We start from the raw sequence: 23,111 nt of genomic DNA, 5'->3' as shown, positions 1-23,111 counted from the left end.
AATACAGTTCAGATAAGACCAAAACACTTGTAGAGACGGCGATTTATCGCGTCTCTAAAACCCACAATTTTGTACAATTAGCCCTTAACTGAACCATATTAAATTTTAATATATTTTGATATGCCTGCAAGAGATATTTATCATGACGCTGTTAAGAATGCTTTAGTTAAAGAAGGCTGGATAATTACAGATGACCCCCTACATTTAAAGTGGGGTCAAAAAGATATGTATGTAGATTTAGGAGCCAAGCAACTCTTAGCCGCAGAACAAGGAAGTAAAAAAATAGCTGTAGAAATTAAAAGTTTTGTCAGTCCCTCTGAAATGGCAGACCTCAAAGATGCTATTGGGGGATTTATTATGTATCGTGCTGTTATCCATCGCCTCGAACCAGAAAGAACATTATATTTGGCAGTGCGCGACAGCGTATTTACAGCTTTGTTTGAGGAACCAATTGGTACACTTTTAATAGAGACTGAAAATCTAAAGTTACTTGTTTTTAATCCAGAAGCTGAGAGGATTATCCAATGGATACCTTAGATAATTATCGACGGATCATCAAAGAGGTATTAGTACCCTACACACAAATCCCTTATTCACACGCAGCCATTGAATGTAAAGCAGTATTTGATAGCGAAAATGACAGTTATTTGCTGATAACTTTAGGCTGGGATGGTGTTAAACGAATTCATGGTTGCTTAGTTCATCTCGATATTATTGATGACAAAATTTGGGTGCAACGGGATGACACAGAAGATGGTGTTACCTACGAATTAGTAGCAGCAGGAATTCCCAAGGAGAAAATTGTCTTGGGATTTCACCCGCCAAATGTTAGGCAATACACAGGATATGCTATTGCCTAACTTATTAAGCGGGCATTGGCATGGGGCATTGGTTATTTCCCTCACTCCCTCACTCCCATGCCCTATTCCCCATGCCCAATGCCCCATTCCCTAAAGATTACTTTCAATCAACTGGCGGTATTCGCTCTTTTGCTTCACACCTTTGACTTCCTTTACCAGATCCTTATCTTTGAACAATTGAACCGTTGGTGTTCCTGTCACACCAGCATTTTGAGCAATATCTCGGTCTTTGTCGATGTCAATTTCTACAAAGTGAATTTTACTGTCAAATTCATCCACCACTTTATTTAAAATTGGCTTCAGAGTATGGCAAGGGCCGCAGCCAGGAGAGACGTATTTAACAAGGAGTAAGCGATCGCTTTCGTGGAATAATTTCCGTAAAGCATAACCTCCCTCATGGCGTGTCGCATCCAAATTAAATCCAGCTTCTTCCTCGGCTTCAGTCTTTTTGGCTGGCTGATGTTCCAATTCGTTAACCGCTGTTTCTGGCTGTTGATGAAATTCTTGAATCAAGCCACTGGACGACAACCAACGTTCTGCTAACATCGCCGCCATACAGCCAGTACCCGCAGCCGTAATTGCTTGCCGAAATTCATGATCTTGCACGTCGCCAGCAGCAAAAACACCTTCTACACTGGTTTCTACAGAACCGGGCTTAGTGACAACATAACCCACCTCATCCAGTTCTAATTGCCCTTTAAATAGAGAGGTATTGGGACTGTGACCAACCGCGTAGAACAAACCCTTAGCGTGCAGTTCGCTCTCTTCACCAGTTTTAGTATTGCGGACTTTCACGCCTTCCATGTGACCGTTACCGAAGATATCCACGGCTTCTGTGTTCCAATGCACTTGGATTTTCGGGTTACTCAAAACACGGTCTTGCATGGCTTTAGAAGCCCGCATTTTATCGGTGCGTACCAACATATTGACCTTAGAACCGTACTTGGTAAGGTAAATAGACTCTTCCGCCGCCGAGTCGCCAGCACCAATTACAGCCAATTCTGCGCCGTGAAAAATTGGTGTCGCACCATCGCAAATTGCACAAGCGGAGATACCCCGACTCCAAAATTCATGTTCGCTGGGTAAACCTAAACGCTTTGCTGTTGCACCCGTAGCAATGACGATGCTGTTGGTTTTTATTTCCCTCTCTTGCGATCGCACTGTAAATGGCCGCTGACTCAAGTCAACTGAGATAACATCTTCAGTATATAGTTCAGCCCCCCAGCGCTCCGCCTGCGCCTTCATCTGATCCATCAGTTCCGGCCCGGTAATCCCTTGGGGAAACCCTGGAAAGTTCTCAACTTCCGTCGTTGTCATTAGTTGCCCACCAGGTAATCCCCCAGCTTGGAAACCTTCAAATACAACGGGTTTCAGGTTGGCGCGTCCGGCATAAATGGCGGCTGTATACCCTGCTGGGCCAGAACCGATAATTACCAAGTTTTCTACAGTTGTGTTAGCCATGAAAATATACGAACTCATAACGACTACGCTTAATATAGCATAACAAACTGTGATTGGCTAGGTCAGATGGGAAGCGATGGGAAAAGCCTACAGTACTATGCGCTCAATACTTGTCAAAGATACTCTTAACTGCTACAAGTTTTCTCGCAGATATTTCCTGATAATTTCAACATCTATTTCTAGGAATTCTGCCATTTCTTGAACACTCATACCTTTATCAACACATTTTGGGGTTAACTTCAATTTTGTTTGTAGTTCTGTCTTCGCCTTTATCTTTGCCACGATATTCTCGAACAATTGACTGTTTTTGAATTCATCTAAATCTAGCATAGCTTCAATCGATCCTAATATTATGATGTGCCAGTAGCGTAACTCCTGATATTCTCAATCACTAAGACTGTTCTTGCAGATATTTCTTGATGATTTCAGCGTCTAACTCTAAAAAATCAGCTATTTCTTGAATATTCATACCTTTGTCAACACATTTGGGGACTAGTTTCAATTTAGTCTTTTCCAGGATGCTTTGGTATAATCGGGTATTAATGAATTCATCTAAATTAAGCATGGCTTCAATTTCCTCTACAGAAAGATTGGGAAACTTATAAAATACAATGCCTTGGATAAATGCTAGCACTTTCTTTTGAAGATTTTCATCCGTTAAGTTTTCTCTAGCCTGAGTGATTAGCTGTTGAGCTAAGGAAGTAGCTTTTATAGGTGATTCTACAAAGAGTTAGGCGTTTATTTTTCAACACAATACATTTTAGCTTTCGTAGGTTGAGGTACGTATGATAGATATAAAAGCGTTATTTAGTGTATTATGTCCTTTGCGATTAGAGACTTAGAGCAGCTACAAACCGAGCATCCAGAATGGCAGATGGAGTTGGTAGAGGGGAAAATCATAGTTATGGGGCCATCAGATTACGAGTCAGAGGAAATTGGCGCTCGTCTCATTACCTTCTTGAATAACTGGGTCATGTCGCGCAGACTAGGACGTATAACTGGTTCTAGCGCTGGCTTTATCATACCGAGTATAGAAGATGGCGGCTCGGAAAAAAGAAACTTGCGTGCCCCTGATGTGTCATTTGTTCGCGCTGATCGGCTGAAGAAGACCAAGCGCGACTTTGTAGAGTTAGTTCCAGACTTGATGGTTGAGATTAAATCTAAAAGCGACAGAATTAAACCGCTTGAAGAGAAGATTGAGTTATTTTTGCAACTTGGGTCTGTAGTCGGCATACTGATTGACCCTGACAAATTGACAGTAACGGTTTATCGAATAAACCAAACTCCAATGGTGTTGCAAAGTGGAGACACACTTACATTACCGGACTTGCTACCAGGTTGGGAAATGGCGGTATCAGAACTGTGGCCACCTGAGTTTGAGTAAAGCACTCTCACAAACGAAATAGAGAATCTAGCCCCTGGTATACACTAGGGGCTTTTGAATGCAAGGATTTTGGATTGTGTAACCACATTTCGCCAAACTTTTTTTCTGAAGGTGATAGGAAAGCGATCGCAGTTGGGTAAGTTATATCTAGAACACACAACCACCTACTACCCCAGGGTAAACACTTATGAAAACCGAACTAAAAGCTAAATTCCTTCAACACATCCTCAACAAAAAGAACGAAAATGAAGGTTTTACTCTCATTGAATTACTAGTAGTAATTATTATTATCGGTATTTTGTCTGCGATCGCTCTGCCTTCTTTCTTGAACCAAGCTAACAAAGCCAAGCAGTCAGAAGCAAAAACATACGTAGGTTCGATGAACCGCGCGCAGCAAGCTTTTTACTTAGAACAGAACAAATTTGCCAATTCAGATGAGTTTGGTCAGTTAGGTCTTGGTGTTGCAACACAAACCACAAATTACATATACAAAATTGAGGGTGGTGGTGCTAGTAGCAGTATTGTCACTAACCAAGCAAAAACAGTGATTGATCTTGCACCTCTCAAAAGTTATGTTGGTGGCGTGGGTATAGCAACGCAATCTGCTACCAGTGAAGCTACTACCATAGCTATTTTATGTGAAGCTGAGAAAGCAAAAGTTAACAGTGGTGCAGACGTAGCAGCAGCTACATATACCGCAAACGGACCTAGTTGCCCCACCAGCTTTGCCTCTTTGAAATAAGTAGAAACATGACTTACTACGTGAGAATATAGTTTGTCTAATCAACTTCATCGCATTAATTCTTTATGTAGTTTGATCGAACTAAATTAGGTATTTTCAAAGTGGGTAGATTCTTCTATCCACTTTATTTCCATTATGTGAGTCATTCACATATTGTCCACACTATTTCCACAACAATCACAATGATTACTCATACATATAATTGGCAAAATCAAGCTGAACAATACTTCCTTCAAAACAACTATGTGCAGGCATCAAAATTATATGAGCAAGCAATAGCAATAGAACCAAATACTATCCTTTATTATTGGCATTTAGGATTACTGTTGCTACTACAAAACCAAGAAGCAGAAGCTCAAATCACTTGGATGCTGCCAATGACAGAGGCAGATGAAGAACAGTTACTAATTTGGACAAATGAATTATTTCAATTTTTACAAAGAGAAGCAGAAAGGCGCGAAACACTAGCAGAATATTCTTTAGCTTGGTTAATTCGCCAGCACATGCGCGAAATTAATCCTAGTGATATCAATAATTTGCTCCATATTTTATTACTTTCTCTCAGACTCGAAAAATTTGAGGATATTGAGGATTTGTGTGAGTCGGAATTAATTAAAGTTTTAAATGAGCAGCAAAGTACAAATGTCAATGCCGAACTATTAATACAAGTTTTACGGGAAATTTTAAGTACTGTTCCTTTACATCCAATAAATCTAAATTTAGCAGAAGCTTGTTTACCTTACTTTCCTGATGTATATCAATGCTTTGATATACTACTTACAGCTGGTCTGAAAATTGGCCATACTTTACTACAGCCTGTACTAGCATCATCTCTTCTGGAATTGCATTTGCGGCTAGAGCCAGAAAATGTAGAAATTTTACGACATTTAGCAGTTTTTTATCAGGATGCTCGTAATTATTTTCAAGGAATAGAGACAGCTAGGTTATGTTATTTCCTATCAAAAGGTTTGGCTGATAAAATTTTTGCACTCCATCTGCTGTTAAGGGGTCTAATGTCAGCAGGGGGATATTGGCAAGAGATATGTACAACTTGTCAAGAATTAGAAACTGTATATAAACATTTTATTGAAGCCCAACCAATTGCTTTAGAAGAAGGAAGAATATTACGCTTACTTACGCCATCTTTTGCGATACCTCACATTAAAGATACTCCTACTGAATTTCGAGCTATTCATAATAAAGTAGCTGAAATTTTTAATAATGATATTCAAGCTCTTGCCCAATCACAAGGAAAAACCTATAATCACCAAGTCATTAAGAATCATCCGAAAAAATTAAAAATTGGTTATGTATCTTACGCTTTAAGGAATCATTCCGTTGGTTGGCTAGCTCGCTGGTTATTTCAGCATCATGATCGAGATAAGTTTGATATTCATACTTATTTTGTTAACTACAAATTAGTAAACGACTATCTGCAAGAGTGGTATTTAAGTCAGGCAGGAAAAGCTCGTCAATTAGGCATGGATGGTCTAGAAATTGCTGATCAGATATATCAAGATGAAATTGATATTTTAGTTGACCTTGATAGTATCACTTTAGATATTACGAGTGAAGTGATGGCACTCAAGCCAGCCCCAATTCAAGTTACTTGGCTGGGGTGGGATGCATCAGGCATACCTGCAATTGACTACTTTATCGCAGATCCCTATGTACTGCCAAATGATGCACAAAATTACTATACAGAGAAAATCTGGCGATTACCTCAAACTTACATAGCAGTAGATGGTTTTGAAGTTGGTGTACCGACTCTCCGCCGCGATGACTTGGATATCCCTATAGATGCCGTTATATATCTCAGCGCCCAAAGAGGATATAAACGCCATCCAGAAACGACAAGGTGGCAAATGCAAATTATTAAACAAGTACCTAACAGCTACTTTTTGATTAAGGGACTTGCTGAACAGGAAACAATTAAACGTTTCTTTTACCAAATTGCCGAAGAAGAAGGTGTAGATTGTTCTCGGTTACGATTTTTACCACAAGTTTTTTCAGAGTCAGTTCATCGTGCTAATTTAGGCATTGCTGATATTGTATTAGATACATTTCCCTACAACGGAGCGACAACAACTTTAGAAACATTGTGGATGGGTATCCCTTTGGTGACGCGAGTTGGTGAACAGTTTGCAGCGCGTAATAGCTACACCATGATGATGAATGCAGGAATTACAGAAGGTATCGCCTGGACTGATGAAGAGTATATCGAATGGGGTGTGCGCTTAGGGAAAGATGAGGCTTTACGCCAGCAGGTAGCTTTGAAATTGAAAGCATCTCGACAAACAGCACCCCTTTGGAACGGTAAGCAGTTTACCCGTGAAATGGAGAAGGCTTACGAGCAGATGTGGCAGAACTATAGCGGTTCTCAATTGGATAGAATATAGACCTAACCCCAGCCCCTTCCCTACAAGGGAAGGGGAGTAAATTTCAAAGCCTCTCTCCTAAAAGGCTACCGTTCAAATTACCCCCCTCAATCCCCCCTTGGAAAGGGGGGAAGCCGGAAATCTAGTTCCCTCCCCTTTACAAGGGGAGGGTTAGGGTGGGGTAAAAACCAGCTTCTTAAACTACTTCAGACTTGTGTGTACACCGTAGCCTAAAAGGAGAGAGGTCAAACTATATTGCATCAAAACGATAAGTGCTATATCAACTACTTGCCTATCCTGCATGGCAGCTAAAAAGGTAATATAAAAATAATAAATACGATTATGAATAGCTATATCTGCTAAAGATGTCTTTCATGAAGTTGTTAAAAAAGCTTTGAAGAAGGATGGTTGGTAGATTACTCATGACCCGCTCTCAATTAGCGTAGGTGGTGTGAATGTCTCTATTGATTTAGCTGCTGAAAAACTCATTGCGGCAGAACGGGAAGGAGAAAAAATTGCTGTTGAAGTCAAAAGTTTTTTAGAGAAATCTTCTGCAATCTCAGAATTTCATACAGCATTGGGACAGTTTATCAACTATAGAGGCGCATTAAGGCGACGGCAGCCAGAGCGTGTTTTGTATTTAGCAGTACCTTTGACAACTTACAAAACATTTTTTCAGCTTGATTTTCCCCAAGCCATGATTGAAGAAAATCAAGTCAAAATGATTATTTATGATGTAGAGCAAGAGATGATTTTCAAATGGATAAACTAGCCCAGTATCGGCAGATTATACAACAGATATTACAGGGGTATAGTGAGGAAAAACCCTCTGGCAGTAATATAGATATTGAGAATATTTTTGATATAGAACGTGACCATTACCAAGTAGTCCATGTAGGCTGGGAGGGTCAAGATTGGGTACATAGTTGTATCCTCCACATTGATATTAAGGGTGGAAAAGTTTGGCTTCAGTGGAATGGTACAGAAGAAGATATTGCAGAAACTTTGGTTAGCATGGGAGTACCTAAAGAAGATATTGTGTTAGGATTTCAGTCTCCTTTCATGAGGAAGTTTACAGAATATGCAGTGGGTTAGAGCATTTATTAAAAAGCAGGTGTCATCTCTAACTTGGACGTGATCAAGGTATCTACATTGCAGGATGAAAGATTTTCTGCTTTAACTTGTGCGATCGCAGATTGATTATCTGTTGCTAAAGCAATTCGAGTATTAATTCTAGGCAAAAGAGTTTTCCATTGTGCATTACTTAACTTACCTAGCAAAGAAATTTCTGGCCCCTCAGTTATATCTACATCATCTTCCATGAGCAAATTCATGGTCAAAGACGATAAAAGCATATCGGCTTCCTCCTCAGAAATACTTTGAGTATCAATCAGGAGAGTTATGTTACTTTTATCTGGATGAGTAGTAAGAGTAGAAATGACACTTGCTAAATCTTGATATAGTAAGTCTTCTGGCTGTGACCAATCAGGGAAAGTAATTAAGTTAATATTTCCTAAGCGAAAATTTTGATTCAGGGTATCTGCAAGATATTTACTAAATAGTTCTTGGAAGAGGCTGCCTATTTTAGCTGAGTAAAAGCGGCTATCCAGAAAATTAGGATTACCCTGCATTTTTTCTTTAATTTGGGCACTCTTTTGTTGGCGTAATTCAGGATCAGTTCCGAGTGCAACTGCTAACTGTATATAAGACTCTTCACTATCCGCAACTAAACCAGGTACATCTAATGTTTGCACCATTGCAGCCCCCATTGCAGAGCGAAAGCTAGTTCCCTGCCTAGCAATTACTGGTAGATTAACTTGTAGTGGTTCTACCAGAGAAGTTGTTCCCGCAAATGGATAGGAATCTAAATAGATATCGGCAATTTTGAAATATTCTTTAACTTCTTCTCGGTTTGGCACTGGCTGAGGATCTAAGACTATCAAACGGTCTATCGGTATCCCATATTTTGAAAACACTTTGCTCAAGTGATTCACAAAAGTCTTCTTAGGATAAGCATTTGACCAATTTGGACCAAACGGCAACAGCACCAAAACTGAATTAGGTACTCCAATAATAATTTTGGCCCATGTCTCAATTAGTTCAGGGATAATTTTGAAGTAGTTAGCACCAGAAATAAAAATAACTGCATCGTCAGTAATACCTAAAGTTTCTCGTTCAACTTTGAGAGTTATCTTTTCTTGTTCAGTACCATAACTAAAGCAATGAGCAGTTCCTTCCAGTTTCACTAACTTTTCTCGATAGTGCTGTGCTGCGGTTGGCGAAGGATCAGTTAAAGTACCAGAAATGTAGTAATCTATATGCCGCATTCCAGTTGTCACAACCGAGCCACCGCTAGTAGCTTGTATCCTAGCTAATCTATGCATTAATAAGAGACAGATTTGATTAGTGACTGCTGTCACGTTGGTAGCAATGAATAATATATCGAGATCATCAGCACGAATAATATTCACTTGTTCTACTAAATCTTGTGGGAGCAGTTTAAAGGAGTTTGCACAACTACGGCAATATAGCTCTAGAGGATGATCGGTTTGATTAAGAGAGTACAAAATTACTTCAAAATCTCTACTGATATACTCATAAACAGGAAGGTAAGCAAATGTTTCAGAGCCAGGTAAAAAATGTGCCGCTAGGACACCCAAGCGAATTTTTTTTCTACTTATAGGTCTATCAGCAAACTCGTAATCTACCTCATAACCCTTAAGTTTTAGTAAATACTCTATAATTTCTCCACGTTTAACATAGATATCTTTAAGATTAGCCTCATTAAAATATAAAGGAATAAAATTAGCAATGGGAGCAAAGTTATTAATTATTTCATCCCACAGATCAGAATCAGGATTTTTTAATATTGATGTGTGTAAGTAATCAATCCACCCCTGCATATAGTAATAGTAATTATCTGCATCACCCACTTCTTGAAAGTGGACTGGGCAAGAAAATAGGAATTGTAAATAGTCCTTAAGTAACCAACGGGGTATGGGAGAGAGATCATGCTGTAACGGTAACTGGTCAGCACGACGATACAGCATAGCTGCTAGTAAATATTGTATCGCTTTTGGCTGATCAAAACCTTGAGATATAGTTTTAACAATATCATTAACAAAAATCTGTTCTTCATCAGTCAGATTTTCATATTTGATGCTACTATTCACTAACATCTTATGCGTTTTACCTAACAGACCCAGATACATATCTGTTATCTGCTCATTGGAAATATTCAAACATTCTTCTGCTATTTCTTTTCGCAACTGATGCAATTCCGCATTTTGTTCACTCAAAGTTGCGTATCTATAAAGAGCTTGTTGCCTCGTTGCTTGAGGATATCGTGTATCACTGTAAATTGTCTTAAACAGCTTTTGATAATCTAATAAAATAGCATCCTTTAAAGCAACATTTCGACGAGTTTGTTGTTGTGGATGTATCCTAAAATGAGATAAAACCTTATTAACAAAACCAATTTTGTATTGGCTCATAATTCTGAGCCACATTTCCAAATCTACAAGTTGACAAAACTCAGAATTAAATAATCCTACTTTTTCAAAAACATCTTTTCTAATTAGAACTGTGCTTGGTTCACCAATTTTATTAATTGGATTGTCAAGTATATTTGGATCTAGCAAAAGTTGCTGTCCTGATTGAATCAGCTTTAATGTTGACCAAGCTTTGTGTACATCCTTAGCTTCGTGATGCATTAAAAAGTTTGAATCATAAACAGTATGTCCAGTATTAGTGAAGAGTGTTCGCGGCGAAAAAACTAAACCTATCTCTTCATCTTGTTCAGCCACATTAACCATTTCTTCAATAGCAGTTGGCTCTAGTAAATCATCTTGAAATAAAAATTTTATATATTTTCCTTTAGCTTGAGAAATACAAAAATTCCAATTTTGGGATAGTCCATACTGAGCATGTTCAAGGATTAAGAATTCAAAAGATGATTTTTGTTCTAATGATTTAGCAATCTCAACTGTTCTATCAATAGAATTATCATCAGACAAAATTATTTCTATATTAGGATAGGTCTGCCATAAAGCACTGGCAATTGATTCCGCAACAAAATCTTCACCATTATAACTAGGAATACAAATAGTAACTAGAGGTTGAGGCTTTTTAATCGATGTTATTTTATAAGTTACAGCATCAGATAAGTTAAGCCGTTCTTCTTGAGGCTGTTTATCTTCTTTGCTTTCGTCTACTTTAGCTTTGAGCAAACTTTGCCTAAATAAAGATTTTAAGTGAGCTATTTCACCTTCTTTAGCTGAGATTTTATCTTTTAGTTGATGTAATAATACAAAATTAGTAGCATCTAAATCTTTAGTTAATTGATATAATTCAGTTAGCCCAAAATCATATTTTTGCTTGGCAATATCTAGTATATCTTGATTTTGCAGTAGTTCAAACAGTTTTTCTGCTCCAATACATTGGATAAAATGTAAATCATGCAGTAAATATATAAAAGCTTTTTCTAGATTATATTCAATTTCAGTGCTAAAGTCTGGTTTCCTGATGTGATTGCAAAATGCCTCTTTGAATGTTTCAATAGTAACATCATTAAATATATTCCTATGTATTTGACAAAGTTCAAAATTTGAACGAGCTTGATTAGAGATGCTACTTAGGTTAGCATCCGCGGCTCGGATTCTATACTTAATGAGTTTATTATTTAAAATAAATAAGTCATGTTTTTTAACTAGTTTCAGCCACATTTCAAAATCTTGTAACTGAATAGATGCTAAGTTAAATAGTCCAGCATCTAAAATTAATTCTCTACAGATAAAACCAGTTACAGCATTAATATAATTACCATTAAAAAAGAAATGTCTTAGTATTTCGCTCCTTGTTCTAGTAGGATGATTAAAGAAGTTTTCTGCAAAATGACTATTAGTTATCATCTGGCTATTCTCATCGATAAAGTCTACCCATGAAAAAACAGCTTTCTTTTGAGATGTAACTAAATAGTTATATTGTGTTTCGAGCCTATAAGGATCACAAATATCATCTCCAGACATAAAAGCGACATACTTTCCTCTAGAATCTAATATAGCTCGATTCATTGCACTACTTATTCCTTGATTCTCTTGATAAATATAAGTTATACGCTCATCTCTAAAATTTTTTATGATTTCATCCGTTTTATCGTTAGAACCATCATTCACAATGATTAACTCAAAATTTTTATATGTTTGATTGAGAACGCTTTCTATGGCTTCACCTATATATTTTTCATGGTTATAGGTAGCCATAGTTACGCTAATTAAAGGATTAGATAATGTCATATTTGAATACCTTTAGTAAAATTTCAACAACTCTATGCACTTCTGTTTTATGCAGATGAGGACTAATCGGCAGACTAAGTATTTGGCTAGATATCATTTGAGTAATTGGATAACTATTTAGTTGCTCATTTCCTCCTAACTCTTTTGCATAAGCATCTGATAAATGAGGCGCAATAGGATAGTGAACTAAAGTACTAACTTCCGCGCTATTTAAGTAGCGTTTTAATTTATCTCTTTGAGGATAACTGACTACAAAAAGATGCCATACTGGATCAGCCCATTCTGGTATGTAGGGTAATTTTAAATCTACAACTTCTTGCAATGATTGTAGATAGTATATGGCTATTTGTTTGCGTCGTTCATTCCATTCATCTAATTTCGTAAGCTTCACTCTCAAAAAAGCAGCCTGTAATTCATCCAATCGGGAATTAAATCCTTTGACTTCATTCTCATACTTAACACGAGAGCCATAGTTACGGAGGAGACGAATTTTATCAGCTAAGTTAGCATCGCTGGTAGTAACTGCTCCCCCATCACCAAAAGCTCCTAAATTTTTACCAGGATAAAAACTGAACCCTGCTGCATCTCCTAAACTACCAACTCGACGATTTTTATAACGTGCGCCATGTGCTTGAGCCGCATCTTCAATAACCTTAAGATTATGTTTACTAGCAATTTCATTGATACAATCCATATCTGCTGGCTGACCATAAAGATGAACTGCTATGATTGCCTTTGTTTTGGAAGTAATAGCTGCTTCTATTTTGCTAGGGTCAATATTATAAGTATTTATATCTGGTTCAACTGGTACTGGTAGTGCCCCTGAATAAGAAACTGCTAACCAAGTAGCAATGTAGGTATTAGCTGGAACAATTACTTCATCGCCTGCACCTATTTCCATAGCTCGTAAAATTAAATGCAAGCTTTCTAATCCATTACCTACCCCAACGCAATATTTAGTTTCACAGTAAACTGCAAACTCTTCTTCAAAAGCTTCTACTTCCTGACCAAGAATATACCAGCCAGACTCCATGACGCGCTGATAAGCTGCATCAAGTTCTTCTTTTAGTTCCAGATAAGGAGCTTTTAAATCAAGAAATGGAACTTTCATTATCTTTGTTCCTCACTGCTTTAATGAATTCTTCATAATGACGGTAGTAATCAGACTCGTCATAAAGTTCTGAAGCTAAAGCCATACATACCGCTCCAGAAGAAAAATTATCAATTTCTCTCCAAGTTAAAGGAGATATATAAAGTCCATAATAAGAGCGATTCAAATGATAGTTATTTTTTTGGAATCCGTCATAAATGGTAACGTCGAAGCTACCGGACATTGCTATCAAAAACTGATGACATTTATTCAGCGCATGACCTGCACGATTTGAACCACCTGGCACATCATATAAATAGAAAACTCGTTTGATGTCAAATGGGATATGTTTATCACTTTCAACAAAAGTTAAATTTCCGCGAGAGTCCTGGATTTTGGGAAGCTCAATAAGCTTACATCGGGATATATTCATGATGTTGATAATTATTTATTTTTAATTTGTGCTACTACGCCGATATTAGCTAATAAATCTTTGGGAATACTATTTGATATTTCATTTAATGCCCTCAATAAATCTTGAGAATATTCAAGCATCATAGAATTTGGTAGAACTTTCAGAAAAAAACCTGTTGTATCTATTACATGATAATCAGTAGCTTTTATATCTGCTTCAAGCGTTTCTAAAGAATATACTCTCTGATGTCCCACCAATAAGTCTCTTTGGCTTAAAGTATCTAATGCGGGTTGTAAACCCATGATTACAGCCAATTTCCTATGAATAGAATTTTTATTGGGTACAATAGCTATTATTACGCCATCATTGTTGATCCATTGTTTCATTTGCTTTAATAAAACTCTAGGTTGATCAATATGTTCTAAAACGTGCAGTGCTAAAATTGCATCGAATTTTTTAACTGGCACGTAGTCTTCAAATAAGCAATGAACATAATCAACTTTTTGACCAAAGTTTTCTTTTGCCTTATCTATGAGAACAGAAGATCCTTCAACCAAGGTCACTTTATAATTATCATGTACTAAAGCATTCGTAAAAATACCTTCTCCATACCCTAATTCGAGAATTTGGGTTTTACCTTGAAGATGTTTTTTAACCCATTCAATAGTATATATCTGACCCAAATCTTCTATGTGTTTGTCTGGAATGTTTTCATTCGTGTGGTAATCTAAGGCAATTTTATTTAGTTCTTCTTTTGATGTTCCCATTTTTTAATTCTCCAATTGTTTAGCAACCTGTAAGCCCTGGATTATTTGATCATTTAAAGATGACGACATAAAACCAGAGCCATTTCCGATAAGTTTAATATCTGGAAAGTCTCTTAATACCATAGATTTCTCGGTATTGAAGCACTCATAACTATTTTGGCTAGGAATCATTAACGAATGTTTCCAGTGCTTGCAATAAAAATACTGAATATCAGTATCTGATTCTATAATATGTAATTTAATTAATTCAGATTCTACTCTAGTTTTGATTTGTGCTTCATCTATAATTCCTATTGATGTTGCAAAATCAGTATTAAACTCTACTACTATTTTAGTGAGGTGCGAACTGCTTCGTGAACATATATTTTGATTAGTTACTCTATAAGAAATAAATTCTTTATCCAAAATAAATAAGGTGCTAAATTCCCTATTTATCGTATTACTTAAAATTCCTATAAAACAAATGCTTATAGATGCTTTATCATAATTTAATGGCTGCTGATTTTCTTGAATAAGTTTGATTAGTGGAAATAAGTCTAAGCCCCACACAAGATTATTAGTCTCAACAAAATGATTGTTAGCTAACTGTAATTGATAACAACCATTAAAAATGAGAGATTTTATAGTTGTATTTTCAATATTAATTCTAGTATTATCCTTAGCTTTCATTAATAAAGCATTAACAAAAGTACCTGCATATCCCTCGTATGGATAATAAAATTCTGTATGTTTTAAAATTTGTGGTGCTATTTCAAACTGAGATAAGATAGTCTCAGGATAGTAAAGTGGTAGCCATACACCTCTATGATAAATTCCTAAAAAATCCCTAGTATTTTTATATATGAGTTTTTTACAAAAAGATTCAATAAAAAGATTGTGAAAAGTTGTGCCCTGATTTGCCAGCGATATTGCGTTAAAGTTATTAGTAAAAAATAAGTTATTTTTAAGTTTATTCTTAGCATGAAGTGAAGTGTTAGGATTTATTGTTATTTCTAACAGTTCTTTTTGAATAGCTTCTTTAGTCCCAATACTAAGCTTTTGAAAAACACTTAAGTTATTAGAAATCATTAAATCACCAAATGTTTCCCCATTAAAAAACATTTTAGGTTGAGGAACTACTTTTGTTATTATTAAATCACTTACATAATTTTTTATTAAAGAAGTAAATCTTCCAGAATCATTTCGTAAATTGGGATTATAATTCAAAACCTCATCAGATTGATGCTGATGAAACGAATCGAATTCAAAAAACGTCATGCCACAATCAAAACGTTCATTGTGAAACGTTAAACCACCAAAATGCCCGCCCCAACTAGATAACGGATTTATTATCTTTACTTTCCAATCTTGATCTGCTAAGGCAATTGCAGCTACTAGACTAGAAACATTATTTCCTATGATTGTAGCTTGTCTTTCCATTATTTATTTGCCTTAACGTTAACAAAAATTTCAGAACCCATTTCTGGCATATATTTAACCATCAGATACAACCCATTCAAAATTTCTTTTGTAAGAATATTCTGAGCATACATTTTTTGCATTTGCTCATGAGTAAAAGGCTTAACAAAGTAAGATCCAGATTCAATTACGGAAAAGCCATGACTAATTACTAAAGATTTTAAACTTTCCAAATCAAAAGTTTTAAATTGTTGCATTTTATTTTGGATAGCAGATTTTTCAAAAATATTATTTATTAAACCCATTTCGTAAGCTAATATGCGGTGAAATGATTTTGCATTTGGAACATTAATATGGATTACAGTATTAGCAGAACTTATTTGATTCAGTGATATTAACAAATCTTCTGGATTTTCAACTTCATGTAAAAGACTACTCATGACAATATAATCAAAATTTTCTTTGGAAAGAGAAGGAATGTTCTCTTCTAATTTTCCTAAATGTACTGTAATATTACTTTTACTTTTAGCCATCCCATAAGCATTTTCATAAAATTCAAATATTGGTTCAACAATGTGTATAGCTTCAAAGCTGCTTATATAGTTAAATAAAGGATCTAAACCGCAACCAATTTCGCATATTTTTTGAGCTTTATATGTCACCAAGTATTCCAGTATTTTTTTTCTTCTATAAGAGATTTGGATCTCTTCAAAAGGAAGACTAAGATAATCTTCGTAGTATTTTTTTAGATTTCGATTTTCCATATTTTTTTTTATAATTTTATTGATTATTTGTAATTATTTTTTTATAATTTTTGAAAAAGATAATTTAAGAGACTCTTGACATCCTAAATTTTTTTTGAATTGCATTAAGCCTATATTTGGTTCTCCTAAAAGTGTTGATGTACCGAGATCAAGGAGTTGAAAAGCTTTTTTCTGAGCATATTCATATATATAATTAGCTAGAAGTGTTATTGGGCTATAATTTTGCATATTATCTATATCACCCCAAGCATAAACATAAAGTATTAAAGGACTAATTACCACACATATACTGCTACATACAATTACATCTTGGTTAAATACACCAAATAATTTTATTTTTTCGGGGAATATATTAACCATTTGCAAAATTTGTTCATAATTCATTGAAAACACGAATCCTCGCCTTATCCTATTTTCTAAAATAACAGAATAAGCTTGATCGTAAACTGAATAATCAAGTTCTTTAGCTGTAAAGCCCTCTCTTAAACATTTATTCAACCTTTTTCTATTGCCATGATTAATTTTTTCTGAAAAGCATATATTATCCACAACTAAATCATAATTAAGCTCATGATTTGTGACTGCATAGCCCAGCCTCATCATAATATTATAGGTAAGAGAAAATAAAGATGGATTATGACACATAGGTTGCATGAGAACCTCTATTTTCTTAGCATCTATACACCATAAATAATCATCAATAGTTATAATAAACTGCTCGTAAATATTGAAATCAATATTTTCTTGAATTGCAAATCCTCCAAATGTTCCTTTTGCTGGACTTTTGAATAAGTCAGGAGCAATTTCTGTAAAATGTATTGTACTCAATACTAGCTCAGAATTTTTTTTACATAATTGGAAATAGAAAGCCCGCTCAGTTTGATGGATATTAAAAAAATCAGAAGTATTGAAGATATGGTTTGCTTCGCTCTCGATAAAGTAATTTACCTTAATTTCATATTTATCATCAATTGATAAAATAAAGTGTCTGTTCATTATTTTGTATGATTAAAATATGAATAACTTGCTGTAGCCGTTTTTGATGTATACTCAACACTCTAAGGTTGCATTAACCTGTCTTCTTAATTACTAGCCTTTAGCGGCGATAAATGCTTGAGAATAAGGAAAGCTCTTACTCCCCCATTTTCTTCTTCACATGCGCCAAAACAGTTTTATAATCCTGCCTATCAGGGTGCAACTTCACCAGCTTCTCCAAAAGTTCCATCGCACCTTTAGAATCCTTCAATTGCAACCGCACCAAAGACAGTTTCTCTAAAGCAAGTTGGTTTTCTGGTTCCCGTTGTAAAACCAACTCGTAACCCCGCGCCTGTTGCTTTAATAGTGACTCAGGAGAAGCAGACGCAGTTGCTGACTTAGGTTGAGTAGCCTGTTGAATTGCTGGAATGACTGCAAATACAGTAGATCCAAAAAACGAGAACATCGATACTATCGTGACAATCTTTTGTCGCCGCTGAATCTGCTTTTTACGGGTAATTAGGTATTCTTCATCAGAACCAGCCATGCCTCACATACTTGCTGCGGTAAACACTTAGGTATCAGCAAGCCTCCCGTTCTGAGGATACCCATCTGCTCAACAGAAACTAACATCTTCGCTAAAAATTTTTTACACAAACTTCAAATCCTGACTCTGAAGACGAGGCAACTTTATGGTAAACCCATGCTGTACCAACAATTTTGCCATGCGTAGTTTATCGCCGTAGGCATCGCTCCTATGCTTCCAAGCAAAACCCTCTCCTGCACCTAGACAGAGCCAACTCTCCAGGTCTTATTCAGTGGGCACAACATTAAGATTATATAAAGATTTGCGATGAATCTACCTAATGTCAGATGTTTGCGATATTCTAAATAACGTTTAAATGAATAAAATAGTAGATATTTCTACTCAATTGCAAATTTTCCTTGTCAATCAAAATCTTTCAAACTCGCCCGTTTCCTATAGGTTCTTCAACAAACACACATGTTTCTTGTGATTAAAATAAATAAAATTTTCCCACTCGTCCTTAGTCAGACTTCTTAGCGCAACTTTCCAAACGACTAATTATTTTGCTCAGTGTCTACAATATATCTCTAACAAAAGGTACTGTTGCACTCTAGTAGTTAAAGGTTAAAAGGGAAAAGGGGAAACAAACATCTCTCAATACGGTTCGTTTAGCTTGTTTATCTATCGAGTCGAGATCCCGCCAATCCCCCTTAAGAAGCCTACGGTGTACACATAAGTCGAGTTACCCCCCTTAATCCCCCCTTATAAAGGGGGGAAAATCCAGTTCCCTCCCCTTTATAAGGGGAGGGTTAGGGTGGGGTAAAGGCTTGGGTTTTTCAGCTATTTCAGACTTGTGTGTACACTGTAGCTTAAGAAGCGGGCGCTAATTGCCTCCTTTACCCCCTTTTTAAGAGGGTTATCACAGGCGGGGGGATCTTATGCGAACCGTATTGAAACATCCTTAACCCTTCCCCAAAAATCTTTACCCAGCTTCTGCAAAAAGTTTAAGGAATGCTTGGTGGAATTGGACTTTTGTGGTGGTAATTACCGTACAAAAGCGAATTTACCAGTAAATTAGTGGAGTTTGTTATGGTATAGTTAAAAAGTTAAGACTAGCTTTACCAAAATTACACCACTCTACGCCTGGCAACAATTGCAGAATGGAAAGCAGTTTTAATTAAGTATTTACCAACAAAATCTGAATTCAATCGAGGTTATGACTCAGCAAGTGATTCACCCAATGGTGAAATTGCAGCGCAACGTGCAATCACTCATAGAATCGAATATTATCAAGCCAAGCGATAGCATCTGGAAAATCGCTTTGCTCTACGGTAATGAATGGCAGCACTGGAAACAGGAACTGCTAGACTTTGGCTTTAGTATGCAGGACCCAGTTAGTGAATTGCTAGCTGTAGAAACTTGGGATGAGGAGTAGGGGATAGGGAATAGGGAGTAGGGAATAGGGAAAATGAGGGAGATGAGGAAGCAGGGGAAGAATTCTAACTCCTAACTCCTAACTCCCCAGTCCCCAGTCCCTACTCCCCACTCCCCACTCCCTAAATTTTGCAACCAGCTAACGCCGCAGCTAATTCCTTCGCAGTTTGATAGCGATCGCGTGGTAATGGTTCTGTAACGCGATCAATCACATCTCTTAATTGGGAACTAATGGTGGGAACTTTTGCCACATCAAACCTAAAGTTTCGCCCCCGTTGGCGGTAATACTTGAACGGGTTTTCTCCTGTGAGCAGAAAAATCAACGTTGGCCCAATTGCATACAAATCAGATTGAGTCAAAGGTTGTCCTCGTTCTTGTTCAGGAGCGCAATAACCTTCTGCACCAATCCGAGTACCAGGCATTGTGCCAATTTCCTTAACTGCGCCAAAATCTAACACTACTATGTGATTTAAAGAACTTCGCACCATTAGATTAGCTGGTTTAATATCGCGGTGAATCAGTGGAGGCTCTTGGCTATGAAGATATTCTAAAATATCGCAGGTTTGGATCATCCAAGCGATCGCTTGGTTTGGTGTCACCGGCCCATTAGTAGAAATACGTTTCTCTAAATCTTGTCCGTGGATTAGTTCCATGGCCAAGTATTTTTTTCCGCCTTCTACAAAGAAGTCGTAATACTTGGGAATTCCAGCATGGTTAAGGGATTTGAGAGTATACGCCTCACGCTCAAATAATTCTTGAGCTTTGGCAATTCTTACCATATCAGCATTCATTTCCTTCAAAACCAGCAGTTGTGGCATACCCGCAACCTGACCAGCCGCATCCCAAGCCAGATAAGTAGTACCCATACCTCCTTGTCCGAGAGTTCGCAACACCTGATAATGGCGAATTTTCTGTTGCACTGAGAGAGGTTGACCGCAGTGGATGCAAAACAGATTGTTCGGGGAGTTGCCTTCGTGCGTGCAAGTGGAGGATAAAATTGCTCTACCTTGGGCTGAGTAGACTGTTGCAGCGGCGTTTTCTTCTGCCTCTTGCATTTGTTGCGATCGCAAACCAGTTTCCAATACTGCCGCTTCCTGAATTTGAAATTTTAGTATTGGACCTCCCTGTGCCAATTGCAACAGGGAATTATCGGGTAACGGCCCTTGAATCACAAGGACACCGTTAAGAAAAGTCCCGTTAGTACCATGACTAATCAGCCGCCAACCACCGCCATTGTCGGCAGAATCGGCTTGTCTCAGTTCTAGATGATGCCGCGAAACTAAACTATCAGTTAAAACAACGTGATTATCTGCCGCTCGACCAATCCGAATTATGGAAGAGTTCTCAAAGCACCACTGCTGGAGGGGCGTTTTCTGTTGCGGTTCTAACAGGGTCAGACTAACCACGATACAACCTATAAGGTAAGGGGACTGGGGGCTGGGGACTGGGTATTGGGCATTGGGCATTGGGCATGGGGCATTGGGCATGGGGCATGGTAGGTTAGCATTTTCCTCTCCCTCTGCTCCCCCTGCTCCCCCTGCTCCCTACTCCCCACTCACCATTTTTTTAACTTTCTAAATTTGGGCGTACTTTTGCCCGAATAAGTATACCAGTAATGTTGTCGTGACCATTGTGTTGGTTCGCCAAATCAATTAACTCTGTAACACCCTGTTCTAAGTTAACGCCAGAACTAAGTAAGGGTTCTAAGTGAGTCTGCCAATGAGTTTCTAGTAAATCATTATCTGATAGACCATCCGATGCCAACAGCAGAAGGGTATCTTCATTGATTTCAAAAAAGTCCACATCAGGATCAATCGAGTTCTCGTCACGAGGCCCTAAGGCTTGGGTAAGTTGGTAGGCATCTGGGCGGGCATAAGCTATGCTTGCTTCCACTCCCCGCGTAATTTCCCGTTGCCCAACTTCATGATCTACTGTGACTTGTTCTAGCCCCCGCTTGCGCGTTAAGCGATAGAGACGGCTATCTCCCACATGAGCAACTGCTGCTTGAGTATCTTGAATTAAAAGCATTACCAGAGTTGTACCCATACGCCCAACTCCAGAACGGGCATCTTGTTGATTAAGCTTGTAAATCGCCTCATTAGCTAAATACACTGCCTCACAAATGCTATCTTCTGTTGGCAGTTGGTTAGTAATCCAGTGTTCTTGAAAGTATTGCCGTAGGGTTTTGACTGCTAACTCACTGGCTACCTCGCCGCCAGCGTGTCCGCCCATACCATCACAGAGAATATACAAACCATGCCCTTCCAGAACTCGACTTTTGGGCAACTCCAACTTCTGAATTTTAGTTTCAATGCCAAAGTAGTCTTCGTTATGATGACGTTGACGCCCCACATCTGTGCGTCCGGCATCTTCCAAGCTGCTTAACTGCATCGCCAGCACAACAGTTGGCATATCATCAGATTTGCTAATGATATCTTCTGGCTCATCTGATTGTAAGATAGTGGACACAGCAGTATTTTTCTCCTTTATTGGGGGCAAAGTTGCGGTTCCTAGCGCTTCCAGTTCAACAGAGATTTCCTCCAAACGCGATCGCAACTGTGCGATCGTCTCAATCTTACCTACCTCTAAATCCCCCAACATCTGGACTACAGAGCCAAATTGAGTCCGTTGAGACTGCCTAAATAGCGCTTGCCAAACCCGCCCCAAAGCTTTAATGGTTAACGGCTCCTCTGGAATAGAAGATGTTTGAGCTTCGGCATCTTCTGGCGATTCGGTGGCGGGCTGATAATTCAATGATTCTACATACAACCTTTGTAGCGCCAGCGTTTGGTCTTCGTCCAATCGCAAATTCGACAAATCTAAAAGGCTTTGACGACAATTTACTGGTTCCAATAATGCCCAAAGTTGGGTCATTTCATAACACCAGTGTAAAATTTTTAACGAACTTGTTGTTTCTTCTTGCCACAAATCGACTAAAGGCTGCCAATGTGAGCGGTCTTCGATTATGACTACCTGCATATTTCCCTGCTGCCATGCATCATGAATCGGCGGTATCCCCCGATGACCTTGGGATTGTAAAGCAATATAAAGTTGAGCAAAGTCAGGAATTCCACTTGCTTCCACTGATGACGTTAGCAAATCTGATTGCTGACTTGCTAGTATTGCCTCAATGGGTGATATTTGATACGGCTGACAGTCTAGAACTCTCACACCTACATCAGTAATGGTGGCAGTTTCCACTTGGGCAGGTAGCGAATCTAACAATTGATAGCGCTCTTGGGAGTCTAAATAGGAGCCTAATGCAATCTGAGAACTAGCGGATATAGGAGATGAGGAAGATATTACTCCCTCATCTCCCTCATCTCCCTCATTTCCCCTATCTCCTTCATCTCCCCCTACTCCCAAAGCTTCCCCAGTCGTTTCCTTAGAAATAATTGCCCAAAATACTGTTCCACATTCCGTGCCACAGTTATGACAACGTAGTGCATTCACAGGTACATCATCAGTACTGCATTCAGGACAGACCTTTTGAACCAGGGATGTGCCACAGCTTTGGCAGAATTTGTTGCTATTGGGGTTTTCAAATTTACACTGAGGGCAAATCAGCATAGTGGAAGTTCCTTTATTCCCGTTCCAAAGTGCTTCTAGCCACTAAGATCCAA

At 37.8% G+C, this 23,111-nt stretch carries 19 protein-coding genes and 2 pseudogenes; 8 read left to right on the top strand and 13 right to left on the bottom strand.

Annotation, left to right across the window (positions count from 1 at the left end; translation table 11 throughout):
* Positions 1-120: 120 nt before the first annotated feature.
* Together VB740_RS25400 and VB740_RS25395 are read left to right on the top strand one after the other, a co-directional pair.
* On the top strand, positions 121-537 hold the full coding sequence (locus VB740_RS25400) for a XisH family protein (RefSeq protein ID WP_190896924.1): 417 nt from the start codon (positions 121-123) through the stop codon (positions 535-537).
* The gene (locus tag VB740_RS25395) at positions 525-860 is read left to right on the top strand and encodes a XisI protein (protein ID WP_323202640.1); all 336 of its coding nucleotides are present in this window, start codon (positions 525-527) and stop codon (positions 858-860) included. Before VB740_RS25400 ends, VB740_RS25395 begins: the two co-directional genes overlap by 13 nt.
* A gap of 90 nt (positions 861-950) precedes the next feature.
* On the opposite strand, the gene trxB is transcribed toward VB740_RS25395, so the two are convergent.
* The 3 genes and pseudogenes from trxB to VB740_RS25380 form a co-directional block, all read right to left on the bottom strand.
* Positions 951-2,321, bottom strand: coding sequence for a thioredoxin-disulfide reductase (trxB, locus tag VB740_RS25390; RefSeq protein ID WP_323202641.1), 1,371 nt, complete (start codon positions 2,319-2,321; stop codon positions 951-953).
* Between the two features lie 132 nt (positions 2,322-2,453).
* Complete coding sequence (locus VB740_RS25385; RefSeq protein ID WP_323202639.1) at positions 2,454-2,651, bottom strand: hypothetical protein; 198 nt, start codon at positions 2,649-2,651, stop codon at positions 2,454-2,456.
* 61 nt (positions 2,652-2,712) lie between these two features.
* A pseudogene (locus tag VB740_RS25380) lies at positions 2,713-3,039 on the bottom strand (DUF2887 domain-containing protein); the annotation flags it as partial.
* A 99-nt stretch (positions 3,040-3,138) separates the two neighbouring features.
* Between VB740_RS25380 and VB740_RS25375 the strand changes: the two are divergent.
* From VB740_RS25375 to VB740_RS25355, 5 genes and pseudogenes are all read left to right on the top strand, one after another.
* Positions 3,139-3,705, top strand: coding sequence for a Uma2 family endonuclease (locus VB740_RS25375; RefSeq protein ID WP_323202638.1), 567 nt, complete (start codon positions 3,139-3,141; stop codon positions 3,703-3,705).
* 187 nt (positions 3,706-3,892) lie between these two features.
* On the top strand, positions 3,893-4,447 hold the full coding sequence (locus VB740_RS25370) for a type IV pilin-like G/H family protein (protein WP_323202637.1): 555 nt from the start codon (positions 3,893-3,895) through the stop codon (positions 4,445-4,447).
* A gap of 182 nt (positions 4,448-4,629) precedes the next feature.
* Positions 4,630-6,846, top strand: a complete 2,217-nt coding sequence (locus VB740_RS25365; RefSeq protein WP_323202636.1) for an O-linked N-acetylglucosamine transferase, SPINDLY family protein — start codon at positions 4,630-4,632, stop codon at positions 6,844-6,846.
* Positions 6,847-7,177: 331 nt separating this feature from the next.
* Positions 7,178-7,597, top strand: a pseudogene (locus VB740_RS25360) (XisH family protein).
* Positions 7,585-7,920, top strand: a complete 336-nt coding sequence (locus tag VB740_RS25355) for a XisI protein (RefSeq protein ID WP_323202635.1) — start codon at positions 7,585-7,587, stop codon at positions 7,918-7,920. The pseudogene VB740_RS25360 and the gene VB740_RS25355 overlap by 13 nt, the downstream one beginning before the upstream one ends.
* An 8-nt stretch (positions 7,921-7,928) precedes the next feature.
* On the opposite strand, the gene VB740_RS25350 is transcribed toward VB740_RS25355, so the two are convergent.
* The 8 genes from VB740_RS25350 to VB740_RS25315 all read right to left on the bottom strand — a co-directional run bounded on the left by VB740_RS25350 (position 7,929) and on the right by VB740_RS25315 (position 18,075).
* A complete protein-coding gene (locus VB740_RS25350) occupies positions 7,929-12,119 on the bottom strand; it encodes a glycosyltransferase (protein ID WP_323202634.1) in 4,191 nt (1,396 codons plus the stop codon).
* Positions 12,106-13,230, bottom strand: a complete 1,125-nt coding sequence (locus VB740_RS25345) for a DegT/DnrJ/EryC1/StrS family aminotransferase (RefSeq protein ID WP_323202633.1) — start codon at positions 13,228-13,230, stop codon at positions 12,106-12,108. Before VB740_RS25345 ends, VB740_RS25350 begins: the two co-directional genes overlap by 14 nt.
* A complete protein-coding gene (locus tag VB740_RS25340) occupies positions 13,211-13,642 on the bottom strand; it encodes an FdtA/QdtA family cupin domain-containing protein (protein WP_323202632.1) in 432 nt (143 codons plus the stop codon). Before VB740_RS25340 ends, VB740_RS25345 begins: the two co-directional genes overlap by 20 nt.
* A gap of 11 nt (positions 13,643-13,653) precedes the next feature.
* Complete coding sequence (locus VB740_RS25335; protein WP_323202631.1) at positions 13,654-14,391, bottom strand: class I SAM-dependent methyltransferase; 738 nt, start codon at positions 14,389-14,391, stop codon at positions 13,654-13,656.
* Positions 14,392-14,394: 3 nt separating this feature from the next.
* The gene (locus tag VB740_RS25330; RefSeq protein ID WP_323202630.1) at positions 14,395-15,810 is read right to left on the bottom strand and encodes an FAD/NAD(P)-binding protein; all 1,416 of its coding nucleotides are present in this window, start codon (positions 15,808-15,810) and stop codon (positions 14,395-14,397) included.
* Entirely contained in the window at positions 15,810-16,553 is a 744-nt protein-coding gene (locus VB740_RS25325; protein ID WP_323202629.1) for a methyltransferase domain-containing protein, read from the bottom strand. Before VB740_RS25325 ends, VB740_RS25330 begins: the two co-directional genes overlap by 1 nt.
* A gap of 33 nt (positions 16,554-16,586) precedes the next feature.
* Entirely contained in the window at positions 16,587-17,549 is a 963-nt protein-coding gene (locus VB740_RS25320) for a hypothetical protein (protein WP_323202628.1), read from the bottom strand.
* Between the two features lie 136 nt (positions 17,550-17,685).
* Entirely contained in the window at positions 17,686-18,075 is a 390-nt protein-coding gene (locus VB740_RS25315; RefSeq protein ID WP_323202627.1) for a tetratricopeptide repeat protein, read from the bottom strand.
* 1,195 nt (positions 18,076-19,270) lie between these two features.
* Here VB740_RS25315 and VB740_RS25310 point away from each other — a divergent pair.
* Entirely contained in the window at positions 19,271-19,489 is a 219-nt protein-coding gene (locus VB740_RS25310) for a DUF4327 family protein (protein WP_012407469.1), read from the top strand.
* A gap of 121 nt (positions 19,490-19,610) precedes the next feature.
* Here the strand turns inward: VB740_RS25310 and VB740_RS25305 are convergent, their stop codons facing one another.
* Both VB740_RS25305 and VB740_RS25300 read right to left on the bottom strand, forming a co-directional pair.
* On the bottom strand, positions 19,611-20,894 hold the full coding sequence (locus tag VB740_RS25305) for an FHA domain-containing serine/threonine-protein kinase (protein WP_323202626.1): 1,284 nt from the start codon (positions 20,892-20,894) through the stop codon (positions 19,611-19,613).
* 160 nt (positions 20,895-21,054) lie between these two features.
* Positions 21,055-23,058 carry a serine/threonine phosphatase gene (locus VB740_RS25300; RefSeq protein WP_323202625.1) on the bottom strand — a complete coding sequence of 668 codons (2,004 nt, stop codon included), beginning with the start codon at positions 23,056-23,058 and terminating at the stop codon, positions 21,055-21,057.
* Between the last annotated feature and the right edge of the window lie 53 nt (positions 23,059-23,111).

Origin of the sequence: Nostoc sp. UHCC 0251 (assembly GCF_034932245.1) — a bacterium.
In the GTDB taxonomy this organism is placed as follows: Bacteria; Cyanobacteriota; Cyanobacteriia; order Cyanobacteriales; family Nostocaceae; genus Nostoc.
Note: the sequence above shows the minus strand (reverse complement) of the source record. Positions and strands in the feature narration are given on the sequence as shown.